21 protein-coding genes are annotated in these 22,819 nt (G+C 45.7%); 9 read left to right on the forward strand and 12 right to left on the reverse strand.

The annotated features are described in order from the left end of the window. The 3 genes from IQ270_RS17550 to der form a co-directional block, all read right to left on the reverse strand. Nucleotides 1–289: CbiQ family ECF transporter T component (locus IQ270_RS17550; protein ID WP_228056461.1), on the reverse strand; the 289-nt coding region annotated here is incomplete at its 3' end. Nucleotides 290–408: 119 nt separating this feature from the next. Beyond that, on the reverse strand, nt 409–780 hold the full coding sequence (locus IQ270_RS17555) for a four helix bundle protein (protein ID WP_193974438.1): 372 nt from the start codon (nt 778–780) through the stop codon (nt 409–411). 225 nt (nt 781–1,005) lie between these two features. After that, a complete protein-coding gene (der, locus tag IQ270_RS17560) occupies nt 1,006–2,367 on the reverse strand; it encodes a ribosome biogenesis GTPase Der (RefSeq protein ID WP_193974439.1) in 1,362 nt (453 codons plus the stop codon). Nucleotides 2,368–2,438: 71 nt separating this feature from the next. Here der and IQ270_RS17565 point away from each other — a divergent pair, with 71 nt between their 5' ends. Then, nucleotides 2,439–3,647, forward strand: coding sequence for a NupC/NupG family nucleoside CNT transporter (locus tag IQ270_RS17565; RefSeq protein ID WP_193974440.1), 1,209 nt, complete (start codon nt 2,439–2,441; stop codon nt 3,645–3,647). Between the two features lie 238 nt (nt 3,648–3,885). Next, entirely contained in the window at nt 3,886–4,428 is a 543-nt protein-coding gene (locus IQ270_RS17570) for an acireductone dioxygenase (protein WP_193974441.1), read from the forward strand. A 157-nt stretch (nt 4,429–4,585) separates the two neighbouring features. Here the strand turns inward: IQ270_RS17570 and IQ270_RS17575 are convergent, their stop codons facing one another. From IQ270_RS17575 to IQ270_RS17590, 4 genes are all read right to left on the reverse strand, one after another. Further along, complete coding sequence (locus IQ270_RS17575; RefSeq protein WP_193974442.1) at nt 4,586–5,449, reverse strand: hypothetical protein; 864 nt, start codon at nt 5,447–5,449, stop codon at nt 4,586–4,588. Between the two features lie 74 nt (nt 5,450–5,523). Beyond that, nucleotides 5,524–5,994: a DUF732 domain-containing protein gene (locus IQ270_RS17580; protein ID WP_193974443.1), complete on the reverse strand. Its 471-nt coding sequence runs from the start codon at nt 5,992–5,994 to the stop codon at nt 5,524–5,526. A 56-nt stretch (nt 5,995–6,050) separates the two neighbouring features. Next, nucleotides 6,051–6,641 carry a cupin domain-containing protein gene (locus IQ270_RS17585; RefSeq protein ID WP_228056462.1) on the reverse strand — a complete coding sequence of 197 codons (591 nt, stop codon included), beginning with the start codon at nt 6,639–6,641 and terminating at the stop codon, nt 6,051–6,053. A gap of 145 nt (nt 6,642–6,786) precedes the next feature. After that, on the reverse strand, nt 6,787–7,353 hold the full coding sequence (locus IQ270_RS17590) for a sigma-70 family RNA polymerase sigma factor (RefSeq protein ID WP_193974445.1): 567 nt from the start codon (nt 7,351–7,353) through the stop codon (nt 6,787–6,789). Between the two features lie 470 nt (nt 7,354–7,823). Here IQ270_RS17590 and IQ270_RS17595 point away from each other — a divergent pair, with 470 nt between their 5' ends. The 3 genes from IQ270_RS17595 to IQ270_RS17605 all read left to right on the forward strand — a co-directional run bounded on the left by IQ270_RS17595 (nt 7,824) and on the right by IQ270_RS17605 (nt 12,330). Next, on the forward strand, nt 7,824–9,038 hold the full coding sequence (locus IQ270_RS17595) for a DUF4331 domain-containing protein (protein WP_193974446.1): 1,215 nt from the start codon (nt 7,824–7,826) through the stop codon (nt 9,036–9,038). A 242-nt stretch (nt 9,039–9,280) separates the two neighbouring features. Beyond that, a complete protein-coding gene (locus IQ270_RS17600) occupies nt 9,281–10,687 on the forward strand; it encodes a lipopolysaccharide assembly protein LapB (RefSeq protein WP_193974447.1) in 1,407 nt (468 codons plus the stop codon). A 143-nt stretch (nt 10,688–10,830) separates the two neighbouring features. Further along, complete coding sequence (locus tag IQ270_RS17605) at nt 10,831–12,330, forward strand: nickel/cobalt transporter (protein WP_193974448.1); 1,500 nt, start codon at nt 10,831–10,833, stop codon at nt 12,328–12,330. Between the two features lie 138 nt (nt 12,331–12,468). Here the strand turns inward: IQ270_RS17605 and IQ270_RS17610 are convergent, their stop codons facing one another. Both IQ270_RS17610 and IQ270_RS17615 read right to left on the reverse strand, forming a co-directional pair. Further along, nucleotides 12,469–12,906: a hypothetical protein gene (locus IQ270_RS17610; protein WP_193974449.1), complete on the reverse strand. Its 438-nt coding sequence runs from the start codon at nt 12,904–12,906 to the stop codon at nt 12,469–12,471. 290 nt (nt 12,907–13,196) lie between these two features. Then, nucleotides 13,197–13,379: a hypothetical protein gene (locus IQ270_RS17615; protein WP_193974450.1), complete on the reverse strand. Its 183-nt coding sequence runs from the start codon at nt 13,377–13,379 to the stop codon at nt 13,197–13,199. A gap of 370 nt (nt 13,380–13,749) precedes the next feature. Here IQ270_RS17615 and IQ270_RS17620 point away from each other — a divergent pair, with 370 nt between their 5' ends. From IQ270_RS17620 to IQ270_RS17630, 3 genes are all read left to right on the forward strand, one after another. Beyond that, entirely contained in the window at nt 13,750–15,261 is a 1,512-nt protein-coding gene (locus IQ270_RS17620) for a Ycf66 family protein (RefSeq protein ID WP_193974451.1), read from the forward strand. 345 nt (nt 15,262–15,606) lie between these two features. After that, entirely contained in the window at nt 15,607–17,073 is a 1,467-nt protein-coding gene (gene cobQ, locus IQ270_RS17625) for a cobyric acid synthase CobQ (RefSeq protein ID WP_193974452.1), read from the forward strand. A 76-nt stretch (nt 17,074–17,149) separates the two neighbouring features. Continuing rightward, nucleotides 17,150–17,386, forward strand: coding sequence for a 2Fe-2S iron-sulfur cluster-binding protein (locus IQ270_RS17630; protein ID WP_193974453.1), 237 nt, complete (start codon nt 17,150–17,152; stop codon nt 17,384–17,386). A gap of 318 nt (nt 17,387–17,704) precedes the next feature. Here IQ270_RS17630 and IQ270_RS17635 read toward each other — a convergent pair whose 3' ends face one another. Next, a complete protein-coding gene (locus IQ270_RS17635; RefSeq protein WP_193974454.1) occupies nt 17,705–19,045 on the reverse strand; it encodes a hypothetical protein in 1,341 nt (446 codons plus the stop codon). A gap of 729 nt (nt 19,046–19,774) precedes the next feature. Between IQ270_RS17635 and IQ270_RS17640 the strand changes: the two genes are divergently transcribed. Continuing rightward, the gene (locus tag IQ270_RS17640) at nt 19,775–21,475 is read left to right on the forward strand and encodes an ABC-F family ATP-binding cassette domain-containing protein (RefSeq protein ID WP_193974455.1); all 1,701 of its coding nucleotides are present in this window, start codon (nt 19,775–19,777) and stop codon (nt 21,473–21,475) included. Between the two features lie 321 nt (nt 21,476–21,796). Here the strand turns inward: IQ270_RS17640 and IQ270_RS17645 are convergent, their stop codons facing one another. Both IQ270_RS17645 and IQ270_RS17650 read right to left on the reverse strand, forming a co-directional pair. Beyond that, entirely contained in the window at nt 21,797–22,225 is a 429-nt protein-coding gene (locus IQ270_RS17645) for a hypothetical protein (RefSeq protein ID WP_193974456.1), read from the reverse strand. Between the two features lie 17 nt (nt 22,226–22,242). Further along, the coding region (locus IQ270_RS17650) for a fructosamine kinase family protein (RefSeq protein WP_193974457.1) at nt 22,243–22,819 on the reverse strand (577 nt) is incomplete at its 5' end.

Consider the following 22,819-nt stretch of genomic DNA (forward strand, 5'->3'; position numbering starts at 1 on the left):
GTTCTGAGGGGAGTGCGTCTGGGGCGATCGCGCTCAGACAAAATACTAAAATGCAAAATAGCATCAGCAATCCCATTTGCTGTTTCCACACGCGCAGGGGAATCGCCGCAGCTAGCGTCAGTACAATTAACATTGCTACTAACATCAACCGCCAAGCTGGATTGGCGAGTATTGGCGCAATCAGAAATGTCATCAACCAGGCTAGTTTGACGCGGGAGTCGAGCCGGTGGAGCCACGTTACTGGTTGTTCTAGGTAAAGTCCAATGGGGAGCGATCGAAGTAAATCCATCTTGCTATTTTAGATTTTAGATTTTAGATTTCGGATTGCTTTATCGTTTGATTGTTTAATTTAGGATTTGGATTGTTTGATTGTTTATTGGGTATTTTGGCTAGGAATTTGAGATTTTTTCATTTTCGATTACCTGTGGGATTTCTAGCCATTAAAGTTTTGATAGACGCAACTGTCATAGCTAAGATTTCATTGGTTTCTGACATGATACTTCTCAGATTAGTGACATCTACTAATTTAGCTTCAACTATCAGCTCCATCCAATAAATACATTCATCTGCTGCTTCTTCAACTATTCTGAGTTTGGCAATTAAGTCTGCTGTCGATCTAGCGCCACAAGCTGCTCTATAGTTAGCCCCTACAGAACTTCCTGAACGAATTAACTGCTTGCCAATTACTTCGGAAACGGTATTTTTGGGCAGTGAACCTACTAGCTTAATCACTCTTAATGCTAGCTCGTTCGTTCTTTTTTTAAACTCTTGTTCGTCCACCTTGTAGATTTTAGATTTTAGATTTTAGATTGTTAGAGGGGAAGATGGTTAGATTGGGGGATTGTTTTATTTGAGATTTTCTGTTGGATGTTTAGGGATTAAGGTTTTGATGGATTCAACTATCAGATCTAAAATCAAATTTATATCTGACAATATAAACAAGAATAAAATCGCAATCTAATCATATCATTAAATTGCGTTTTTTCTTCAATCTAAAATCGCAAATTACTTGACGCGCAGTGCTCTGTTTGTGCTGCTTTGTTCTGATTCGCGAACTTTTTTGCCTCTCCACAGCAGCCGCATTGGTGTACCGGTAAAGCCTAGGTGTTTGCGGAATTGGCTTTCCATGTAGCGGCGGTAATTTTCGGTGAAGCGTTTGGGATCGTTGACGAATAGGGCGATTGTCGGTGGCTGCGATCGCACTTGGGTGCCGTAATAGATTTTGCCTTGTTTTCCTTGGCGGGTAACTGGGGCTGAGTGCCAGCTTGTGGCTTCTTCTATGACTTCGTTAATCACGGCGGTGGCGACGCGGCGTTTGTGTTCGCTGAAGGCTTTGTCTACTAATTCAATGATTTTTTCAACTCGCTGTCCACTCATGGCGCTGACGAAAATCATTTCTGCCCAGTCAAGGAAATACAGTCTGGTTCTGACTTCTCTTTCGTACTCGTAGATGGTGTCGGAGTCTTTTTCTATGGCGTCCCATTTGTTGACGACTATGATGCAGGCTCGACCTTCTTGGCTGATGCGATCGGCTAATTTTTGATCTTGGTCAGTTACGCCGTCAATTGCGTCAATTACTAGCAGTATGACGTTGGCACGGCGGATGGCTTTGAAAGCGCGGTTGATCCCGAAGAATTCTGCACCGTATTCGACGTTTTTCTTTTTGCGAATTCCGGCTGTGTCGATTAGGCGGTAGGTTTGACCGTTGCGTTCTACTAAGGTGTCGATCGCGTCGCGGGTAGTGCCGGAAATCGGGCTGACTATGGCGCGGTTTTCGCCGAGAAATGCGTTTAGCAAACTCGATTTCCCGACGTTGGGACGGCCGATAATTGCTACTTTAATTTCATCTATTTCTGGCTCTACTTCTGTGGGAAGGTGAGTCATTAATTCGTCTAGCAGTTCGCCGGTGCCGTTACCGTGAATGCCGGAAACTGGGTAAGGTTCTCCCAGTCCCAATTGCCAAAAATCTGCTGCTTGGGTGAGTCCTATATTTTCCGATTCGCATTTGTTGACTGCTAGAATGACGGGGACTTTTTGTAGCCGCAGCCAAGAGGCGATCGATTCGTCGCCCCCTGTGAGTCCGGTTTGTCCGTCTACTACGAAAATGGCTGCGCTGGCTTCTGCTAAGGCCGCCAGTGCTTGTTCGCGAATTAATGGCAGAAATTCGGTTTCGTCGTCAAATACTAGCCCGCCGGTGTCTACGACTTGATATTCGCGATCGCCCCAGTATGCAGGTCTGTAAGTGCGATCGCGCGTAATTCCCGGTTCGTCGTGGACGATCGCGTCTTGGCTGTTGGCTAAACGGTTGACCAGCGTCGATTTGCCTACATTGGGGCGTCCAATAATAGCAACTATAGGTAGAGGCATAAAAGTAGCAGCAATTAGGCTGCGCCGTAATTTTGAGCTTTAATGTTTAATTATAAGGGAATGTGACTGAAATGGAAAGACTTATTTCTGTGGTGGGGTTAGGGGTTTTTGTCGGTTTGTGCTACGCCTTTTCAGTCGATCGGCGCGCTGTTAAGTGGCCGCCCGTACTATGGGGAATTGCTTTGCAGCTAATTTTTGCAATTTTGATTCTCAAAACTGCTCCCGGTTTGGCGGCATTTAAATTTTTGGGAGATTTAGTCACTCAATTTTTGAATTTTTCTGATGCTGGGGCAAAGTTTGTATTTGGTGATCAATTTACCGATCATTTGATCGCTTTTAAAGTCCTGCCCACTATCATCTTTTTCTCTTCATTTATCAGCCTACTTTATCACTACGGTATTTTGCAGCGAGTGGTGCAAACTGTCGCTTGGGGCATGATTAAAACCATGAAAACTTCCGGTGCAGAAAGTCTTTCCTGTGCTGCCAATATTTTTGTCGGACAAACAGAAGCGCCACTGTTAATTAAACCCTATGTAGCCACGATGACTCTCTCGGAACTGCACGCTGTAATGACCGGGGGTTTTGCGACAATTGCGGGCGGAGTCATGGCGGCTTACATTTCTTTTGGCGTGTCTCCTCAACATTTAATTGCTGCGTCGGTAATGTCGGCACCGGCTGCTTTGGCTATGTCTAAATTGCTGTACCCGGAAACAGAAAAATCCCTGACTGCTGGCGAGGTGGAAATTAAGGTGGAACAGGTTTATGCTAATGCCGTGGATGCGGCGGCTTCTGGTGCAAGCGATGGCTTGCAATTAGCGGCTAATGTGGGGGCAATGCTGATAGCTTTTTTGGGTTTATTGGCATTTTTCAATGCGCTTTTAGGTTGGTTTGGAGGGCTGATTAGTTTGCCTCAGTTGTCGCTGGAATGGATTCTTTCTTTTTTGATGGCTCCGGTGGCTTGGCTGATGGGCGTGCCTTGGGCAGATTGTGGAAAAATAGGAGTAATTTTGGGGAAGAAGACGATTTTAAATGAGTTTATTGCTTATTTGGATTTGATGGAATTGGTGAAGCAACAGGCGATTTCGGAACGATCGGTAATTATTGCGACTTATGCTTTGTGCGGCTTTTCTAATATTGGTTCCATCGGGATTCAAATTGGCGGGATTGGTGCGATGGCGCCATCGCGTAAGGGTGATTTGGCTCGGTTGGGCGTCAGGGCGATGATTGCTGGTTCTGTGGCTTGTTTCATGACTGCTTGTATTGCGGGAATGCTCGTCTAAAAGTTTTGAGTTTTGTAAGGTGCGCCACAAGCACCCAACTCTCTAATCTCAGGGTTATTAAATAAAACTTAAAATTTGATGATTAAAGTATGGCAAATGTTTAATAAAATATAACGAAAAACATCTAACTTTAGCGATCGGCTATTATGGAAAACAAGCAAGAATTTAGTCTGTAACAACAGTATATAGAAACTGGCAACTAAATTCTGCTGAGAGCGAAATAAATAGGTGATGTAATATGGCTGTTCTGCAACTAGAAGATGGTAGGACATATACCGATATCGAGGCGATCGCCAGCCAACTGGCTGTTTTAAATATTGAGCTCGATCGCCTGCCAAATCAGGAAAATCCTGCGGTTCAAGAAATTCTACTGCAAGACATTCTCAATGTCAAAGAAAAACAGCACATTCTCGCAGCATTTAAAACCGAGTTTGAATACTTCAAGCGCGCCAACGGATGTCAGTGGTGCGACTTAAAAGTGCTGCATCCGGGTTCGCCACAGATTTACCCGTTGATGACTCAAAGCGATCGCACTCACACCCACGCAGATGCCGAAGTTCTGCACGTTATAGCTGGGGAATGTGTTTTTGGGTTTGTCTATCCTAACGGCTCTCAGGTACAATTAATGTTGCAAGCTGAAGAATATATTAAAGTGCCTCCTAATACTGAACATTGGTTTTATCTGACTCCGTTGCTGTACTTGAAAGCTGTGCAGTATTACACCACGGCTCAAGGGTGGGTTCCTCAGTATACAAATAGGAAGTTAAAAATTAAAAACTAAGTCATTCGGCGATTGAAATCGCGTCTACACAAACCATGTCGGCCTCCGCGGACTAAGAAATAAAGATCGAGCTTAGCGATTGAAATCGCTTCTACGCAAACCATGCCCTAACAAGCGAGGGTGTAAAGAAAACAACCTAAATTTAACCGCCTATTCTTCAACCCGCGTCGGCGGGTTTGGTTTGTATAGACGCGGTTTCAACCGCCCGATATTGTAATTCAATAGGTGTGGCAATTTCAATTTCTTCGCACCGCTGCAAAAGCGCTTCTATTTCCTGGGCGAGAAGAATTACTTCCGGCCAAGAAGAACCGTTGATTAAGTCTTGGGCGTGTGCTAATTTGTTTCTCAATGCTTCTGCTGACTTTAAAAAACGCTCTCCGTAACGTTTGGATTTAAGCCCCAGCCGATCGACTATTTCGGCATTCGTCAAGATTAAATCTCGCTTGTCGCAGAATTGCAGGTAATCGATCAAGTCAATTGCCTCATTTCGCGATCGCCCCAATTCCCACAGGTGTTTTGCTGCTGAAATGCGATCGCCCTTAAGCAATTTTTGCCAAGAATTTTCGGGAAAGTAGATCCGCACAATCCGCAATAAATTCATTTCTAACAGCGTCACCAACCCAAACAGCAGCATCCGCACCGGCGCTTTTTGCAAATCGCCACAGGTGACAATCCCGTTGATGCGGTTGCTTTCCAAGACAAATAATCTCGGTTTTTCTCGCAGCAGCGGCAGCAATTCCATCAACGGAGTCGAAGCAGCCATTAATTCACAGGGATGAAAAATTTGCTGGTAGTCGCTACATTTACCGGAGATTAAGTGCGATCGTTCTACATAGCCGCAAACCGTGCCGTTTTCTTCGATCCCCAGCACGTCAAAATCCCGGGCCTCCATCCACGATCGCAATTTGGCTGCATCTTCGCTAGCCGGGACAGCTTTCAGCGGTTCCGCCAGGTATTTAACTGTAATGCTGTCTTTGAATAAATCCCGCAAGTCGGCGGAACTTGATTTTAAATGTTTCATCTACTTTAACTTGCACAAAAATCTGTAATGGTCGATCGCATCCTCAATCGAGTGACTTCCCTCTTTTCACTGACTTATTTATTCGCCAATTCCGGGCAATAATGGTTACCTGCAAGAATAGTAATAATATCAGTATCCGCGAGAAAACTTTCTTTGACAGTTGGATTTTCGATACTGAGAGCTTGCCCGATCGCCCTTAATTTAACTTCCGCCAAAGAAACTCCCGATTTTGCATCCGCACACATTTTTTTGGCTGCGGCAATTTTACGACTTGGGCTGCTTTGAATTCCTTGCAGTAAATTGTTAGTTGCATCTGGAGAATAGCTTTTTGCTAACCGTTTGTAATCTTCGATAAATTTCCCATCCTTTCCTGTAAGTTGAATTGATTCTTGAGGCGAACACAACAGATTCAAATTAATCACTTCTCCCGCTGAGTTGACCAAAAAACATCCTTCGTGTTCTTGGGCGATCGCGCTTTTGTCGATGGGTACAAATTGTATAATAACAGCGGACATCGCAGCAGTTAAACGCAAGCGATTTAGCACGGTACTGAACTCCTTTTTCGTGTATTAATTATTAGTCCGGATAAACGCGGACTAAGTTAAGTAAGCATTTCGTTGTCAAAGGATGATTTTATTAATAGTAGGCACCCGTCTTTTGTGATTGACGAATGAGTGGAACCAGGAACTGAGCGAATATAATCCCCTTGATAACAAACTTCTCCTTCGACAACCAAATCTCCTTCTAACACGAAGATTTCTTCTACTCCGGCGTGTCTGTGCCGGGGAAATTCGCTTCCTGGTTCTAGGCGGAGCAAACAAGTAATTTCCCGTTTTTTCTTGTCAGTAAATAACCTACCGATTGAGATACCGGAAACTCCGAAATCTTTCCATTTAACATCATGCCCTCTGCGGATAAAATGCGGCGATTTAGTATTGGGAGATAGATCGTAAACTGGTTCTGAACTAACTTCCTCGGCGGGAGTTGATGAAACTTCGGCTATGCGCTGAAACAGGCGGTGTTTGAGGTCGGGGGACACGGGAACGAGCGGTGCTGTATAGGCGATCGCCGCAACTGCTACTTCAAAGGCCGCCCGTTCGCTTTGCAGTTCTGGGGATGCTCTCAATTTTTCTGTAAGCGCGCGAATTTCTGACTCATTGAGCGTATCGAGAGCTTGAAGAACTGCAAGCATATTAAACTCCTCCTCTGGCATCATTTCCATTTTCTATTTTCGATTAGAGATTTTAGAGTTGTTTTGTGGCAGTAAAAATGGAATATTGGAGATGCGACGATTTGAGATTGATGTTAAACAATTTAAATTATTTTTTTTTGAAATTCTAAATTTCTTCACTCAAAGCTTGGCGCAATTTAGAAATACCCAAACGAATTCGAGTTTTGATTGTACCTGTCGGGATACCAGTTTTATCCCCGATCGCCGCGCAAGTCAGCCCTTTGTAGTAAGCTAGTTCGATCGCACTTCGCTGTTCTGCTGGCAGTTTTTCTAGCGCTGCTTTGACTTTTGCGCTGCGTTCTTCGATTATGGCATTTTCCATCGGTTCTCGAAGGCTCGAAAAAGGAATTTTCGCATCTTCCAGACAAGCTTGGGCGGCCCGGACTGTTCGCTGCACTACTCGAAGCCGATCGAGGGAACGACTGCGGGTAAGCATGAACAACCACGTATCTACTCGACTGCGAGAAGGATCGTAAGTTGCTGCTTTTTGCCAAATTTGGGAAAAAACATCGAGTACCACTTCTTCAGCTTCTTCTACCGAACCCAGAATTTTGTAAGCTAGAGCGTAACTTGGGCGACCGTAGCGATCGTAAAGTTTAGCTAATGCCGTTTGGTCATTCTTGGCAATCTGCACTAAAAGCAGCGATTCATCGCTTAACTTTTTACCTGTCATCTCAGTGTACCCAAAAAAAATGTTTTGACTGCACAGATCCAAAATTAAAAATTTGGCGTATATCACTACAGAACATAATTATAAGTTTAAAGTTGGGGAGACAAGCTGGAGTATACCTTTCATGCCTAACTTTGTCGTGCTTTGAATTGTAAAAATCCCAATTCATCTTGCAGTTTACCACCTAACTCGAACGATTTTACACAATTTAATGTTTTGCCAGAGATCCAAAATCGTCAAACCTTCGTATACCAAGCAGAGAAGGTTCAGTGACAGCAGACTAAAGTCCGCAGATTTTCCAGGACTTTAGTCCTCAATACAAACCTTGTCGATCGACAACCATAAAATTGGTTAGTAGTGAGGACTAAAATCTGCAGATTTTTTCAGAACTAAAGTCCTCACTACAAACCTTGATTGCGGATGCTTTGATTTGACATTTCTGTAAAAATATCATAGCAATAAAGGTGTTCACTGTGAAACTCACAAAAAAAATTCGCCAAACCATACTAGCTCTTGAAGTAGCTCTAATTGTGGTATTAACTCCAGGGATAATTGCCGCCTCCGACCACGACGACGGCGAAGTAGATATTAAAGGTCGCGCTGTCAATTTAACTGACCTGTACGTATATCGCGAAAAAGACCAAAACTCCGGTGCGGCAGACGGGGATTTAGTATTTACCATGAATTCAAATCCCAGGTCAGTAGCCCGCTATCAATATTATTTCAGCACTACAGCCCTGTACCAATTTCACATCACGCAAGTAGGCGACGTGAACTCTACCCCGACTGGACGCGCCGATATTATCTTGCGGTTTGCCTTCAGTCCGCCTAATAATAAAGGTATGCAAGCCGTAGCCATAACTGTTGTTCGCAACGGCTCGGAGACAACTACTAAAACCACAGTTAACGGCGGGCTAATTGCCACAACTCCGCTAAATTCTAATAGTGTTGTGAATACAGTCCCTGTCGGCGGTTCTAACTTGACTGTATTTGCAGGCTTGCGGGAAGATCCGTTTTTCTTTGATGTAGAACAATTTTTCAGAGTCCGCGCTGGGGCTTTGGGCACGGGGGCGAAAGTAGGTTTCAAGGAACCGAGCAGAGCGATCGACTTTACTAAAGGTTACAACGTCAATACAATTGCCGTGCGCGTTCCCAAAGCATTTTTGCAAGCCGGAACTGGGGCGAATACTTTTGATGTTTGGTCAACAGTTTCGATCCGCGATGGAGCTGGCGGTTTCAAACAATTCGAGCGTTTGGCGAGACCTGCAATTAATGAGGGTTTGATAGTTACTCCCGAGTTTCTGGAGGCATTCAATAATATTCCTCCGAGATTGGATTTGAGCGCTGCTGCTGCTCCGGTGCGTCAGGAAGCTGTTGCTACTCTGAATGCTGTCGATCTTTTGGACGGTAGCGATAATGTCGATCCAAATGCGATCGCCGGAGCTTTCTTACCCGATGTTATGCGGATCGATACCACAAAAACCAGTGGCTATGCTAGCGCGACAAATGCTCAAGGAAGCTTGATCGGAGGTCGTATGCTGATGGACGACGTTATTGATATTACTTTGGGAGCTTTGGTGGGTTCTCCGGTTGGCGATAACGTTTCATATAACGGAACACCGGGAAATCCGGCTCAGGGACACAAGCCGTTAGAACCAAATTTTCCTTATTTGGCTTTGCCGAATTAGTTATTGGTTATTGGTTATTGGTAATTAGTTATTGGTAATTAGTTATTGGTAATTAGTAATTAGTAATTGGTGATTGGTGATTGGTGATTGGTGATTGCTTGTTGGTTAATGACATATAGCGGTTCGATCGCGTGGTGAGGATAGCCCTATGCTCTATGCCCTAGGGTGCCTCATCTTTTTTAGAAATGACTATCTAAAGTGCTTTTTTTTTACCGCAGATGAATGTTGATTAACGGGGATGTATGAAAACTAAAACAGGACAAATAATAAAATCTGATATTTTTTGGTGGTGGTTATTGATAGCAGTTCCTGTTGTGGGTATTGCTGTTATTAACATTCCCCCAAATCTGCATTTGCTTTCTGATTTATTTGCTGAAAAAAGTCCGGCGGAACTTGATGCTAAGTACCGTTATAATTTTTCAGAAACTTTGAGAAAAAATCCCAGTCAAAAGGAGGCAATTCAACAAGAAATCGCTTTTTACCAGCAGCGATTGGCTGTGGATTCCCGTAGCGGTTTGAACCGGGCTGCACTGGCGGGTGCTTATTTGAAAATGGCTCGCGCCACTGGTGAGGGAGGCTGGTTTTTGTTGGCAGAACAGGCGGCGGAAAGGTCGATCGCCGATTTGCCTTTTGACAACAAAGGTGCGCTGTTAGTTTTAGCTCGAATTGCCGAGGCCAGACACGATTTTGCTACTGCTTTGCGCTTGGCTAAACAGGTGGGTTTTAAAAATGAAGATGCGATCGCCATTTCAGTTACATCTTACTTAGCGACGGGAAAAGTGAGCGAGGCTAATGCAGCCGCAGAAGTCTTAGTTAATCGGATTCCCAACTTGGGATCTCTGACTTTAAGAGCGCTAGCGAGAGAGTCGCAGGGCCGGGATGCTGAGGTTTTGCAGGATTACCGGCAAGCAATGGCGGCGGAGGAGCCGGGAGAAGTGGCGGGTTCGGCGCGGGCCCGATCGCTCTTAGGTCGATTTTACGCCCGCCGCGGGGAGTTTGTGCAGGCGAAAGCGCTATTTTTGGAAGCGCTGCGGTTGATGCCTCGATACCCGCTAGCGCTGATTTATTTGGCAGATTTGGAGACGCGCCAGGGCAATTATCGGGAGGCTGAGGGCAATTACAGCAAGGTTTCTGCCTATTCTGGCGGGGCTGCGACGGTGTTCGATCGCCTTGTCGATCGCGGTATGGCGAGGGTGAAGGAGTTGCAGGGAGATGCGAGATCATCCGTGCGACTGCGCGACAAAGCAGAAGCCGGGCTGCGACAGGAACAGGTTTCTGGATCTGGCGGTTTCGGGCACCGCAGGGATTTGGCGAGTTTGCTGCTGGAAAAAGGTCGATCGCAGGATGTCGCCGAAGCCCTGCTGTTAATGCAGGATGAGGTGAAAATCCGCAGGGATGCTGTGACTCTGGATATTTACGCCTGGGCGCTTTCGAGTGCTGGGGAATGGCAAAAAGCCGATCGGGTGATGGTCGAAATAGTGCGATCGGGCATTCGAGACGCGGGTATGTTTTACCGGGCTGGTGCGATCGCCCGCACATTAGGTAAAGATGCTGAATCTCGCGCTTATTTTCAAAAGGCTAAAGAAATCGATCCGAGTTTTGATAGTCGATCGGGCAAAACATTAGGTTTGGGAAGTTATGAATTTTGAGATTATACCAAATCCGGCTTAAATACTCCCTCGATCTCTTAGTCTGCGGAGGCAGACTACCCTTCGGGAAGGCTAACACGTTTATGTAAACCTGGTTTCAACCGCCGACTGATTGAGTAACAAACCTAAAAACAAAGGTATTTATGCACTACAAGCTGAACCAAATATCCAAATTGTTTACCCTATTTTTACTGACAACTTTATTGTTATTAACCACCTCAACCAAACCAGTTTACTCGCACTGGTCAGACTTATCCGTAGCAGAAATAATCGTCAACGATTTCCAAACCGAAGTAACATTAACCTTCCCAACCGGCTTAACCAACTTCGCCGACGACAATCGAGACAGCCAGCTACAAGCAGCCGAAGTTCGCAGCCACAAAACACAGCTAGAAAAGTTTTTCGGCCAAGAAATCCGCATCACCAACAGCAGCAACATTCCAGGAACGGTAACAGTAACACCGCTAGACATAGCAGCTAAAATAGCCAGCTCTATCCAGCAGCCCAATACCCACAGCACCTTAATTTTAGGCTACACATGGCCCGCTTCTAAGGTAATTTCAAAACACGAGAAATTGCGGATTAACTACAATCTATTTTTACCCGGAGTAGCGACAGCTAGCTGTCAAGCTACAATTGTGGAAGCTGGTGCTGTAAAAAGCTTTGTATTTACACCGCAAAACCGAGATTTTTTGTTAACAGGAAATGAATCTATCTGGGATACAGGTTGGAGTTTCGTGCTAGCAATAGCCGGAGCATTTACTTGGGGATGCGTGCACGCGATGTCGCCCGGACATGGAAAAACCATAGTCGGCGCTTATTTAGTAGGTTCGCGGGCTACTCCCCTGCACGCATTATTTTTAGCAGCAACAACCACAATAACTCACACTGCGGGCGTGTTTGCTGTCGGCGCAATTACCCTTTTCGCTTCCAACTTAATCGATCCTGAAAAATTAGATCCTTGGCTGAGTTTAATCTCAGGCTTATTAGTAGTAATTATCGGGTTTAAGTTACTTTCAGCAAGAATTAAAACCAGGTTCGTAGCGAGGAATTCAGTCCGCACCAAGACCAACTTAAATCACCTCATCGAAAAAACCAGGTTCGCATTCAGGACTTTAGTCCGCAAAAACCCAAGGACGAAAGCCCTTACTGCGAATATTGAAGAACCAGTAAATCTTTTAAATAGAGGAACATGGGAAAGAGAATTTAAACCTGTAAAACCCGATCGCACTCAGCACTACCACCACCACGGAGACGGCCACATTCACTCGCATTTGCCCCCCGGTGCTGACGGTTCTCCCATTACTTGGAAAAGCTTGTTAGTGTTGGGGATTTCCGGCGGTTTGCTGCCTTGTCCTTCCGCTTTGGTGATGCTGCTGAGCGCGTCGGCTTTGGGCAATGTTGGTTTGGGGATGACGCTTGTGGTAGCCTTTAGTTTGGGATTGGCTTTGGTGCTGAGCGCGATCGGATTAATCTTAGTTTACGCGAAACAAAAGTTTGATAAACTACCAAAACAGATAACATTAGTTAAATTTTTGCCTGCAATTAGCGCGATGTTTGTAATGTTTTTGGGGTTGGGAATTACCGGACAGGCGATGTTGAAAATATTGGCTGCGAATCAATGGGTAATTGGCAATGGATAATACAATTCTCGCGGTTCTCAGTAACATGAGGTACGCTCCTAGCTGAGAAAAGTTATATTTTTTTTAAATTAACTGAGGCGGGAACTTCCCGCCTCGACAATGATTTGAATAGGTGGCAAATTTCCACTAATTCAAGGTTCAGAGCGAACTATGTTTATTAATAATTTCGGCTAAATCCGGTACTCCCTTTTCCACGTAAGTCTTAGCTGAGGGGCGGAGTTTGCCATAGGCTCCTTTAACAACTGCTCTTGTGCTGTTTTCAGCTTTTTTGTCACTAATTTGGAGCAATTGATCTGCTACTTCAGCTTTTCTTTGGGCGAGATATTCGACTGGGCTGCCATTGTTTACTGCTTCAGTCCACATCGGATCGAGTGCTGTCGAGATTTCGGGCAGAAGCTGATCCACGACTTGGGCGCAATAGTCCGCCCGTATTCCTTTGACAGTAGAGTAGGCTGCTTTCAGAGCCAAACCGCCCAATCCCTGCGCTGCTGCAACTTGTTTCTCTATCAACTTTACACAGTCGTCAACAAAATTGTCTCTGTTGTTTTCACTCAGTATAATATCGCTAAGTGCCATTTTCACTCTCCTTAATTTAACAGTCAGTTCCTGATTAGCTTTGAGCTCCATCTGGGGAGCATATATCTATTTTGATCGTTGACTGACAATTTCACAAATATTTTAAGGTTTGAGTGTTTATACTTGAAAACCTGGTGTTAATGTTTATTTAGTATGCGATCGCAATTAATTAATTAATGTAGGGTCTGCTAATTTTTCTTTACTTACTGTTCGATCGAACTTATGAGTTGCCAACAGTCACTTGACAAAGAGAACAGCTCGCACTTGCGCCGATCGTCTTCCGCCTCGGATCAAGATTCGACGTTCGGCTCGAAGCCCGCAGGTAGTGGAAGCATTGGAAGTTTCAGGGCTGGTGCCGACAGGTCGCTCGATCGCAATACAATATTTTTCGGTAAGTTGGAGGGAGTGCTGACTCCGGCAAAAATTTGAACCGATAAGGTTAAAGTCGCAGCTAACAACAATTTTTCTAACATGGCACTACCTCCAATATCTATGCCCGAAGGCATAATTCCTCTTACACTTACACTCTACAGAAAATTTTCTAGGGTCAGTGCGATCGTACAAGCACAGTTAAGTGACAGATATCACCGCCTATAAGGGGTGAGACCAATAAGGGGTGAGAGGGGAGAGGAGGAAAACGAGCGAGATTGGAGGAGCGCGACAAATCTTCACGCTCGACCATCCACCCGTGAAATCCTTTAAATCCGTTGAATCGATTACACTCATCCGTTGCCGAACTTGCTTCCAAATAGAGAATTGTCCTAGAGAAAGAAGCCGTTGAGTGTCTCGCAAAGGTAGAATTAGCGCGTAGAAGTTATTTGACACAGCGGAGGTACCGACAAGATGCTTGCATACATTCTGGCGTTGGCGGTCGGTCTAGGCAGCTTCAGTATTTACATGGCGGCCTTCTTTTTTCCAGAAGTTCACCGCAAAAGTGATTTTACCTGGAGCGGGATAGGACTTTTTTATGCGTTAATTTTATGGGCTTGTGCGGGGCGAATTACTGGTGCTCTCCTGCTGGGTCAAATGGCGGGGGTGGCCATGCTGGGCTGGTTCGCTTGGGAAACTTTGACTTTGCGCCGGCTGGTAACGCCCGTTGCTCAGCAAACGCCGATTCCTAAGTCGCCGAATTTGACCGGGGCGACGGGCGGGCCGCTATCAGGTTTGTTTGGTAAGAAACCAGAACCTGCAGCCAAAAAACCTAAGTTTGTTCGATCGCCCAAACCGAAAGCTGATGTTGTTCCAGCACCCGCTGCCAATCAGAGTCAGGTTAAGCTAGAAGAACAGCCGGCGACTCCCCCAGTAGCTGAAACTATTGGCGATCGCCCGATCGCCCCTGAGTTGACAATTCCCGAAGAAAAAGCACCTGCAGTTGCAGAGATACCAGTATTTCCCGTTGAAACTCCTGCTGCTGAAACTTCACCAGACCCAGCAGAATCAGCCAGCAGCTTCACTCCTCTACCTCCTCCTATAGAATTTTCAGAAATTGCCGCCCCAGCAACTGTGGAGCCAGCAGAGGCTCAGCCACAGCCTCAACAGCAGCCTGAAACAGACGATTTTGAGGAGATGTGGAGGGCGAAGGCTAAAGAGTCCAAGCCGGCAGCCCCGACGGCAGTAGTCCCAGAGGCAAAGTCAACTTCAGCCAAAGCAGTTAAAAAATCCGGCGGTTTCGGAAGTTTGTTCGACAATATCAAAAATAGTCTCGGCGGTATGTTGGGGCTCGGTGCCGATAAAAGCAAGTCTGATGCAAATACTCCGGCGACAACAGAGAAAAAGACTCCCGATCCGATCGCACCTGAATCTAAAATAACGGCAATTCCAGCACCGGATCTCGATCGGATTCTCGAATCAGAATTAGCCGAAGCCGCCAGCGAAGCAGCAGCCGAAATTAGCAACACTGCTGTGGAAACAAGCCAAGCAGTGCCGTTTCCCACCGATGTGGAAACAATGGCCGATTTGGTGGCGGCTCAAACCGCGAGTTCTGCAAAAATAGAGGAAAGTTCGATCGGCCCCGATTCGTCGGCTGACAGCCAGACACCGCCCGCGGCAGTTGGTGAAACCGCAGCAGCAGATGTACCGGAAGCACCATCTCTCGAAATGACCGTGGTGGAAATGGTTGCAGTAGCCCCGGTAGAAATGGAAGCATCAGGACAACCCGAGGAGATGAGCGGGGTGGAATTAGTTTCAGTAAAAGTTGTGTCGATCGAATCCACAGAAACAAAACCCTCTGGCGACGAAGAACAAACGGAATTGACTCGCCCGACTCCCCCCACTCCCGAGATAGTAGAAACTGCCCAACCTGCCGCTGAATCCAAGTCGGAGAATCTATCCGACGAAGATAAGCCCCTAGCTTGAGCAAAAAAGCAAAATGTAGAAACCAGAATTTTGGCGATTCTGTTTTCTACCTTCTTAAGCTGTTCCGGCATTTAAACTGTATGTCAAAAAACAATAAAATAATCAGTGGGGTGAGCAGAAGAGCCTGCCCTGAATACGCACTTTAAATGCGCGACAGCTGATCTCCAGTCGGGAAAATCACCCATCATAAAATGCGCTGTGAAGACGAAGAGTCTTCACAGCCAAACAGGTCAATCAAAACTCTTCGTTTTTATTACAAACGACTTTTCTTGTGAGTGATTTACCGGACAGGATATTACTTCTAATTTGTATTTTGTGCCTTATACATTCTGCATTTAAAATATTATGAAAGCAATTATGGTCGTGGGAACAACATCTCACGCAGGAAAATCTTTACTCGTTGCAGCACTCTGTCGAATCTTGGCTCGGCGCGGCTGGCGGATAACTCCCTTTAAAGGTCAGAATATGGCGCTGAATTCCTATGTCACCGCCAGTGGCGGAGAGATTGGCTACGCTCAAGCAGTGCAAGCTTGGGCCGCAGGCGTAGCGCCTTGGGTAGAAATGAATCCGATTTTGCTCAAGCCACAAGGAGACATGACTTCTCAATTGATTGTCAAGGGCAAGGCGATAGCCAATGTGCGAGCAGCTCAATATTACGAGCAGTATTTCGATCTAGGCTGGCAAGTTATTCGGGAATCTTTAGAGGTTCTGGGTCAAGAATTTGAGGCGATAGTCTGCGAGGGAGCCGGCAGCCCTGCTGAGATTAATCTTAAACATCGCGATTTAACAAATATGCGGGTGGCAAAATACTTAAATGCTCGCACTTTGCTCGTCGTTGATATCGAGCGCGGTGGCGCTTTTGCTCACATTATCGGCACTTTGGAATTGCTAGAACCTGACGAACGGGCTTTAATTAAAGGATTCATTATTAACAAGTTCCGAGGACAAAAATCGATCTTAGATCCGGGGCTGACTTGGCTGGAAGAAAGGACGGGAATCCCGGTAGTTGGGGTGATTCCTTGGATAGACGAAGTTTTTCCCTCAGAAGATTCTCTCGATTTGCTCGATCGGCGTTCTCCCAATTCTCAAACCGACCTAAACATTTCCGTCATCCGCCTGCCCCGAATTTCCAATTTTACCGACTTTGACCCCCTGGAGTCGGAAACTACCGTCACAGTCAAATACATCAGCCCAAAAGACCATTTAGGCCATCCAGATGCTGTGATTTTACCGGGGTCTAAAACTACAATTTCAGATTTGCAGGTGCTGCGCCAAACAGGTATGGCAAAAGCTATTAACAATTACTTAGTAGCTGGCGGTACAGTCATGGGAGTTTGTGGCGGCTTTCAGATGCTGGGACAAAGTATCACCGATAAACAAGGGCTGGAGGGACAACAGGGAGAATTTGAAGGATTGGGATTGCTGCCTTTAAAAACTGCGATCGCCCCGAACAAAATTGCCCGCCAGCGCATCGTAACATCTAACTATCCTCAACCGGGTTTACCAGTTTCCGGTTACGAAATTCACCAAGGAAGAACGCAAATGCTAGAGTCAGATTTGACTCAACCGCTATTTGACGATCCAACTTTAGGAATTGTCAACAATTCTCAATCAGTTTGGGGCACATACCTGCACGGCATCTTTGATAATGGAGCTTGGCGGCGAGCTTGGTTAAATTACTTGCGCCAGCAGCGGGGACTCCGCGCATTGCCTACAGGTATTCCCAATTACCGGGAACACCGAGAAGCTCTGTTAGAGACTCTAGCGGATACGGTGGAAAAGCATTTAGATATCAACCAGATTTTAGGTTAATTAGTTAATTAGTTAACTGTTGACTGTTGACTGTTAACTGTTAACTGTTGTTTGTTAGAGTTGAGGTTAAAATTAAATGACAAAAATTGTTTTTTTACCGGATAATGTGACAGTAGAAGCAGAAGCGGGAGAGCTTTTGCTAGATGTAGCCAAACGTGCGGGGGTTTCCATTCCTACCGGCTGTCTGATGGGTTCTTGTCACGCTTGCGAAGTAGAAATTGACGGCGGGGAGACAATTTGTGCTTGTATTTCCGGCGTTCCTTCGGGGAAAAAGCAACTTACAGTTAATCTGTATTTTGACCCGATTTGGTAATTAGGCAGTTAGCCGTTGACAGTTGGCAGTTAGCAGTTGGTGGTTTGCTCGTTACCAGGCTCTGCCTGGTAATGCAGATCCGGAGGCAGAGCCTCCTTTGAGGAAGGCAACTTATATCAAATCCGTTAGCATCGTCCTGTATTCATTTCTATCTGATCTCTCTGTGTTCTCTGTGTTCTAGTAAGGTTAAATCATTCCGATGCAACCGGAAACGATATTACAGGAGAGAGGACTGTAAAAGGTATTTAAGTTATTAAGTTTTCGATCCTTAGTTGACAGAAAAGCAGTTAACACTCTCCCATACTTTATTCCCAACCTTTAATTATTTTGCCATTGTTGCTGTTTTTTACGAGCCGATTGCAGCCATTTTTGGGATTCTGGATAAACAGTTGTCCCGGGTTTGACGGATTCTAATTGATTGATAATTTGTTGCAACTGCCCCAGAGAGTTACCGGAATTTTGACTGGGAGAATTCACATTATTTTGCAAGTTGGCAAACAATGTTTTAGCTTCTTGCAAAGCTTTTGCCGAATCTTTTTCTGATTGCAGTCTGATCTGGGTAATTCCTAAATTCTTTTGATATTCAGCGAGTTTAGTTTGAGCGTCGAGATAGCCTGGATTATCCACAGAAATTAATTTCAGTCGGTTAATTCCTTCTTCCCACAATCCTGCTATTTGTTCCCACTGCGCGGCTGGATGCGGCGGCTTTTGCGATGCTACAGCCGCTGAAAGTGCAAATTCTTTTGCTGCTTCGATTAAGTTGTCGGCGCGCACGGAACCGGTGGCTACGCCGCCCATTGCTTGAAAGTCTCTCTCTGCTGCTTGGAGTTTTTGCTTAGCTGTTTTTCCCGCTAGGGTGTCGGCGGAGATTTGATTGAGTCGATCGATCGCACTTTGCCAATTTTCACTCGCTTTTTGCCTGTCGGCGGCAGTTTTTGCTTGCTGGTACTGCTGTTTCGCCTCGTTAAGCGTTTGTTCGACTTGATTTAATTGAGTAAAAGCATTTTTTTGCTGGAAAATCTGCGCCTCCATCCGCCCGACATTTTTGCGGGCTGCTTGAAATTCATCGACTGTAAACCGCCAAGTGCAGCCAAAAAAAGAGCAGTAGGTTTGTGGATAGTAACCCAAAAACCAAACCGGCAAAGCATCGAGGTGTTTTTGCGCTTCTTTGGCTTTAGTTTCGCCCCAGTCAAAATCTGCCGCAGCAGTCGCTTTGTTAACCAGTTGATCAGATTGTTCCACAAGAGCGATCGCCTGTCGGTAATTGTAATCCATGCTGATAAAACTCGGCAGCAACAATATCGGCATTGTCTTCGCCACGGGCCACCGAATCATCGGAAAAGGCAAATTTAGCAGCCAAATTATCCCCGCCCCAGCACCTAATAAACTGCCCGCGAAGACAATTTTGCCGAACAATCCGGGCGGCTGGTTGGCTTTGACAGCTTCTTTGAGAACTTTTTCGCTGAAGTTGGGAAATTCGTCTTTGAAGGTATCGCGGATTTCTTCTGTTGATGCGAAAGTTCCCTCTTGCGATCGCAACTTCTCCAGCCGCTTGATTACCATACTGCGGTACACTGCACCCGCTACAGTATCCTGCGCCGCACACTTGTCAACTTCCCCCCGCAAAATTTCAAAAGCTCGATCGGTAATACGCCCCATAAAACTCACCTATTCCCTTTTGATTATTCTACAGGTTCCTCTTCGAGCTCATTGTTAAAATCTTTAAATCCACCTCAAATATCCCAATTTATTTCTTGCCACTTTAATCACCGGTGCTTCTGGCTTAACTGGTGCAGCCTTTCTCGCCGAATTAGCCAAACGCCAGCACAATCTAATTTGGGTAGTTCTCACGGGCAGCCAAATTGCAGCAGCTAGCTGCTCAACTGCAACATGAATTTAATATTTTTATCGAAATTATCGTTCAAAATTTTACCGCACCAGAAGCCGTAATATCGTGGACGGTTGCATCGGAATCATAAAATCGAGTCAACAGTCAACAATTCCCCAGGAGTGGAACCGGAATTGATATAAATGCTATGTTTGACGGGATTGCTCAAAAAGATGGGACAGTTGATTTGTTGGCGAACAATCCTGGTTTTCGCAAAATTGCGGTGCTTTTGTCGATCGCCCTTTAACAAAACAATTAGCAAACTCGCTAACTCAAAATTGTAGCATTAGTTCAACTCTCCACCTGATTTTTGTCAGAAACCAAGGTAATGGCGATCCCTGCGTCCTTCACTCTCAAATCTCAAATCTCAAATTCGATCGCCCGCCCCAACCCAAAACTTGGTAATGACTAAATTTAATTAAAATTTGTTAAGATTAACTCGACCTCAGCGCCGGTATCCCATCCGCCGCTAAACCTGCCCTTCCCAAGTCTCCACAACAATGCTGCGACTCGAACACATCAGTAAAATTTATCCCACAGGCGTCGTACTCAAAGATGTCACCTGGGAAGTCAAACCGGGCGATCGCATCGGCTTAGTAGGCGTTAACGGTGCCGGCAAATCCACCCAACTCAAAATCATCGCCGGCGAAATCGAACCCACCGCAGGCGAAGTCATTCGCCCCGCCAGCCTCCACATCGCCTATCTCTCCCAAGAATTTGAAATCGATCCCACCCGCACAGTCAAAGAGGAATTTTGGCGCGCCTTCAGCGAAGCCAACGAAGTCCACGAATCTTTGATGCAAGTCCACCGAGACCTGGAAAACTCCACCCCAGAAAATCTCGACGACACCATCCACAAAATGGATCGGCTGCAACGGCAATTTGAAGGCTTAAACGGTTACGGTTTAGAAGCCCAAATCGAGAAAATTTTACCAGAAATCGGATTTGAACCCGAAGATGGCGATCGGTTAGTCAGCGCCTTCAGCGGCGGCTGGCAAATGCGGATGAGTTTGGGCAAAATTCTCCTCCAAAAACCCGACATCCTGCTGCTAGACGAACCTACCAACCACCTCGACTTAGAAACGATCGAATGGCTGGAAGTATACCTCAAAGGGCTGACAACCCCAATGGTAATCGTATCCCACGACCGCGAATTTCTCGATCGGCTCTGCACCCAAATCGTCGAAACCGAACGCGGCGTTTCCAGCACCTACCTCGGCAACTACTCCTCCTACCTGCTGCAAAAAGCAGAAGCCAGAGAAGCCCAACTCAGCGCCTACGAAAGCCAGCAAAAAGAACTCGAAAAACAGCAAGCATTCGTAGAAAAATTCCGCGCCAGCGCCACACGCAGCACCCAAGCCAAAAGCCGTGAGAAACAGCTAGACAAAATCGAACGCATCGAAGCCCCCACCGGCGGCTTAAAAACCCTGCATTTCCGCTTTCCTCCCGCACCCCGCAGCGGCCGCGAAGTAGCAATCATCGAAGATTTGGTACACACCTACGGCGAAAAAATCCTATTTTTGGGAGCAGACTTATTAATTGAAAGAGGCGATCGCATAGCCTTTCTCGGCCCCAACGGCGCCGGAAAATCTACCTTGCTGCGCCTGATTATGGGGTTAGAAACCCCAACAGAAGGTACAGTCAAATTGGGCGGCCACAACGTCGTCCCCGGTTACTTTGAACAAAATCAAGCCGAAGCCTTAGATTTGAATAAAAGCGTGATCCAAACCATTCACGACGAAGTTCCCGACTGGAAAAACGAAGAAGTTCGCACCTTATTGGGGCGGTTCTTATTTACCGGCGAAACAGTATTCAAACACGTCGGCGCTCTAAGTGGCGGAGAAAAAGCCCGTCTAGCTTTAGCAAAGATGCTGTTGACTCCCGTGAACTTGCTAATTTTGGACGAACCGACAAATCACCTCGACATTCCCGCCAAAGAGATGATGGAAGAAGCGATTCAAAATTATGACGGTACGGTAATTATCGTCTCGCACGATCGCTATTTCATCTCCCAAGTTGCCAACAAAATCGTGGAAGTTCGCGACGGCGAGTTTCGGACTTATTTGGGAGATTATCACTACTATCTCGATAAAATATCTGAGGAAAAAGAGCTGGCAAAATTAGCCAAGATTGAATCCGAGAAAGCGGCTAAAAAGGCTGAAAAAGAAGCCAAGAAAAAAGCTGCTGCCAAACAAAAATAAAGTCTCAACAACCAGGTGATATCAAATGCCGTGGCATCGGAATTGATCTTAATATCATGTCCCATCGAACGATCGCGATCGGAGGAGTTATTAGTGAGGATTTTAGTCCTAAAAATTGAATGACTAAAGTCCTCTCTACTAACCTTTTTTCTGATAAGCTGTTGCGGCATTTAAACTGTATATCAAAAAACAATAAAAGTGTTGTGGGGTGGGCAGGAGAACCCGCCCTGAATATGCAATTCAAATGCGCGACAGCTTAGTAATCAATCGAAATTGATATTACCCAGAATCAGGACACGCCATTCCCCTGTCCAAAGTTTCTTAGCGAGTACCTCGTCCACCAGACTTTTGCTTAAAGAATGGCTTCTGGGAACTAAGACACTCCTGCAAATCATCATCTAAATCTCTAGGAAAACCATCATCTGCGACATACTTAATCAACTGATTTACCGACCCAAACAAGAGAGTATCTGTATCTGGCTGCAACAGAAATGTATCATTAAATCCGTTAATTTTGTATAAGTCTTGGCGGTTAGTATCCGCCGCAACGGAAGCCACAGTAACTCCCTTAGAAGAAAAGCCTTTGAAGCAGATTCTATTTTCTTTTTCAGCAATTTGAATGTATCGAGAACCGGGGCCGCGATAGAAACCCACCTGTAAGGGTAAAGCAGCTAAAGCATTCTCAGCCCCGATGCTGCTCAAAAACAAAACTATAAATCCCAACTTGGTGCAACAGTGCCAAAACTTCATTTGTGATTCCGTATAATTCAGCTAATATTGAAATCTTCACCCAAAATTCTATTAATCATTTGATTTGCCTGCGACTCGTAACTCCCGCCGAACAAATTAAAGTGATTCAAAATATGATATAAGTTGTAAAGCATTTTGCGCTTTTCATAGCCTGAATCCAGCAACCAAACTTCATTATAACCCCGATAAAATGCAGGGGGAAAACCGCCGAAAAGTTCCGTCATCGCAATATCGACTTCTCTGTCGCCCCAATAAGCCGCCGGGTCAAAAATTACTGGTTCCCCCGCAGCAGTTACCGAGGCATTTCCTCCCCACAAATCCCCGTGAACTAAAGAAGGTTGAGGTTTGTAACCCTCCAATAACTTGGGAATAGCTGCTAGCAAAGTTTCTGCTTGACTGAAATTTCCACCACGACGCCTAGCCAACTGTAACTGATAACCAATCCGATGTTCTTCCCAAAAATCGGCCCAATTTGTCGTCCAGTTGTTAATTTGCACGGTTGAGCCGATCGTATTATTAATATCCCACCCAAAACATCCCCTTAGCAACCCAGAATCAACCTCTTCTTCCCCCCTTAGCAAGGGGGGGCTGGGG

Origin of the sequence: Microcoleus sp. LEGE 07076 (genome assembly GCF_015207455.1) — a bacterium.
Taxonomy (GTDB): Bacteria; Cyanobacteriota; Cyanobacteriia; order Cyanobacteriales; family Microcoleaceae; genus Microcoleus.

What these genes read in the sequence shown, in the direction of transcription:
- IQ270_RS17630 (WP_193974453.1), top strand. Translation starts at nt 17,150, where the DNA reads ATGACAAAAATTGTTTTTTTACCGGATAATGTGACAGTAGAAGCAGAA.
- IQ270_RS17615 (WP_193974450.1), bottom strand. Translation starts at nt 13,379, where the DNA reads ATGTTAGAAAAATTGTTGTTAGCTGCGACTTTAACCTTATCGGTTCAA.
- IQ270_RS17645 (WP_193974456.1), bottom strand. Translation starts at nt 22,225, where the DNA reads ATGAAGTTTTGGCACTGTTGCACCAAGTTGGGATTTATAGTTTTGTTT.
- IQ270_RS17635 (WP_193974454.1), bottom strand. Translation starts at nt 19,045, where the DNA reads ATGGGGCGTATTACCGATCGAGCTTTTGAAATTTTGCGGGGGGAAGTT.
- der (WP_193974439.1), bottom strand. Translation starts at nt 2,367, where the DNA reads ATGCCTCTACCTATAGTTGCTATTATTGGACGCCCCAATGTAGGCAAA.
- IQ270_RS17565 (WP_193974440.1), top strand. Translation starts at nt 2,439, where the DNA reads ATGGAAAGACTTATTTCTGTGGTGGGGTTAGGGGTTTTTGTCGGTTTG.
- IQ270_RS17610 (WP_193974449.1), bottom strand. Translation starts at nt 12,906, where the DNA reads ATGGCACTTAGCGATATTATACTGAGTGAAAACAACAGAGACAATTTT.
- IQ270_RS17605 (WP_193974448.1), top strand. Translation starts at nt 10,831, where the DNA reads ATGCACTACAAGCTGAACCAAATATCCAAATTGTTTACCCTATTTTTA.
- IQ270_RS17600 (WP_193974447.1), top strand. Translation starts at nt 9,281, where the DNA reads ATGAAAACTAAAACAGGACAAATAATAAAATCTGATATTTTTTGGTGG.
- IQ270_RS17570 (WP_193974441.1), top strand. Translation starts at nt 3,886, where the DNA reads ATGGCTGTTCTGCAACTAGAAGATGGTAGGACATATACCGATATCGAG.
- IQ270_RS17620 (WP_193974451.1), top strand. Translation starts at nt 13,750, where the DNA reads ATGCTTGCATACATTCTGGCGTTGGCGGTCGGTCTAGGCAGCTTCAGT.
- IQ270_RS17640 (WP_193974455.1), top strand. Translation starts at nt 19,775, where the DNA reads ATGCTGCGACTCGAACACATCAGTAAAATTTATCCCACAGGCGTCGTA.
- IQ270_RS17590 (WP_193974445.1), bottom strand. Translation starts at nt 7,353, where the DNA reads ATGACAGGTAAAAAGTTAAGCGATGAATCGCTGCTTTTAGTGCAGATT.
- IQ270_RS17575 (WP_193974442.1), bottom strand. Translation starts at nt 5,449, where the DNA reads ATGAAACATTTAAAATCAAGTTCCGCCGACTTGCGGGATTTATTCAAA.
- IQ270_RS17585 (WP_228056462.1), bottom strand. Translation starts at nt 6,641, where the DNA reads ATGCTTGCAGTTCTTCAAGCTCTCGATACGCTCAATGAGTCAGAAATT.
- cobQ (WP_193974452.1), top strand. Translation starts at nt 15,607, where the DNA reads ATGAAAGCAATTATGGTCGTGGGAACAACATCTCACGCAGGAAAATCT.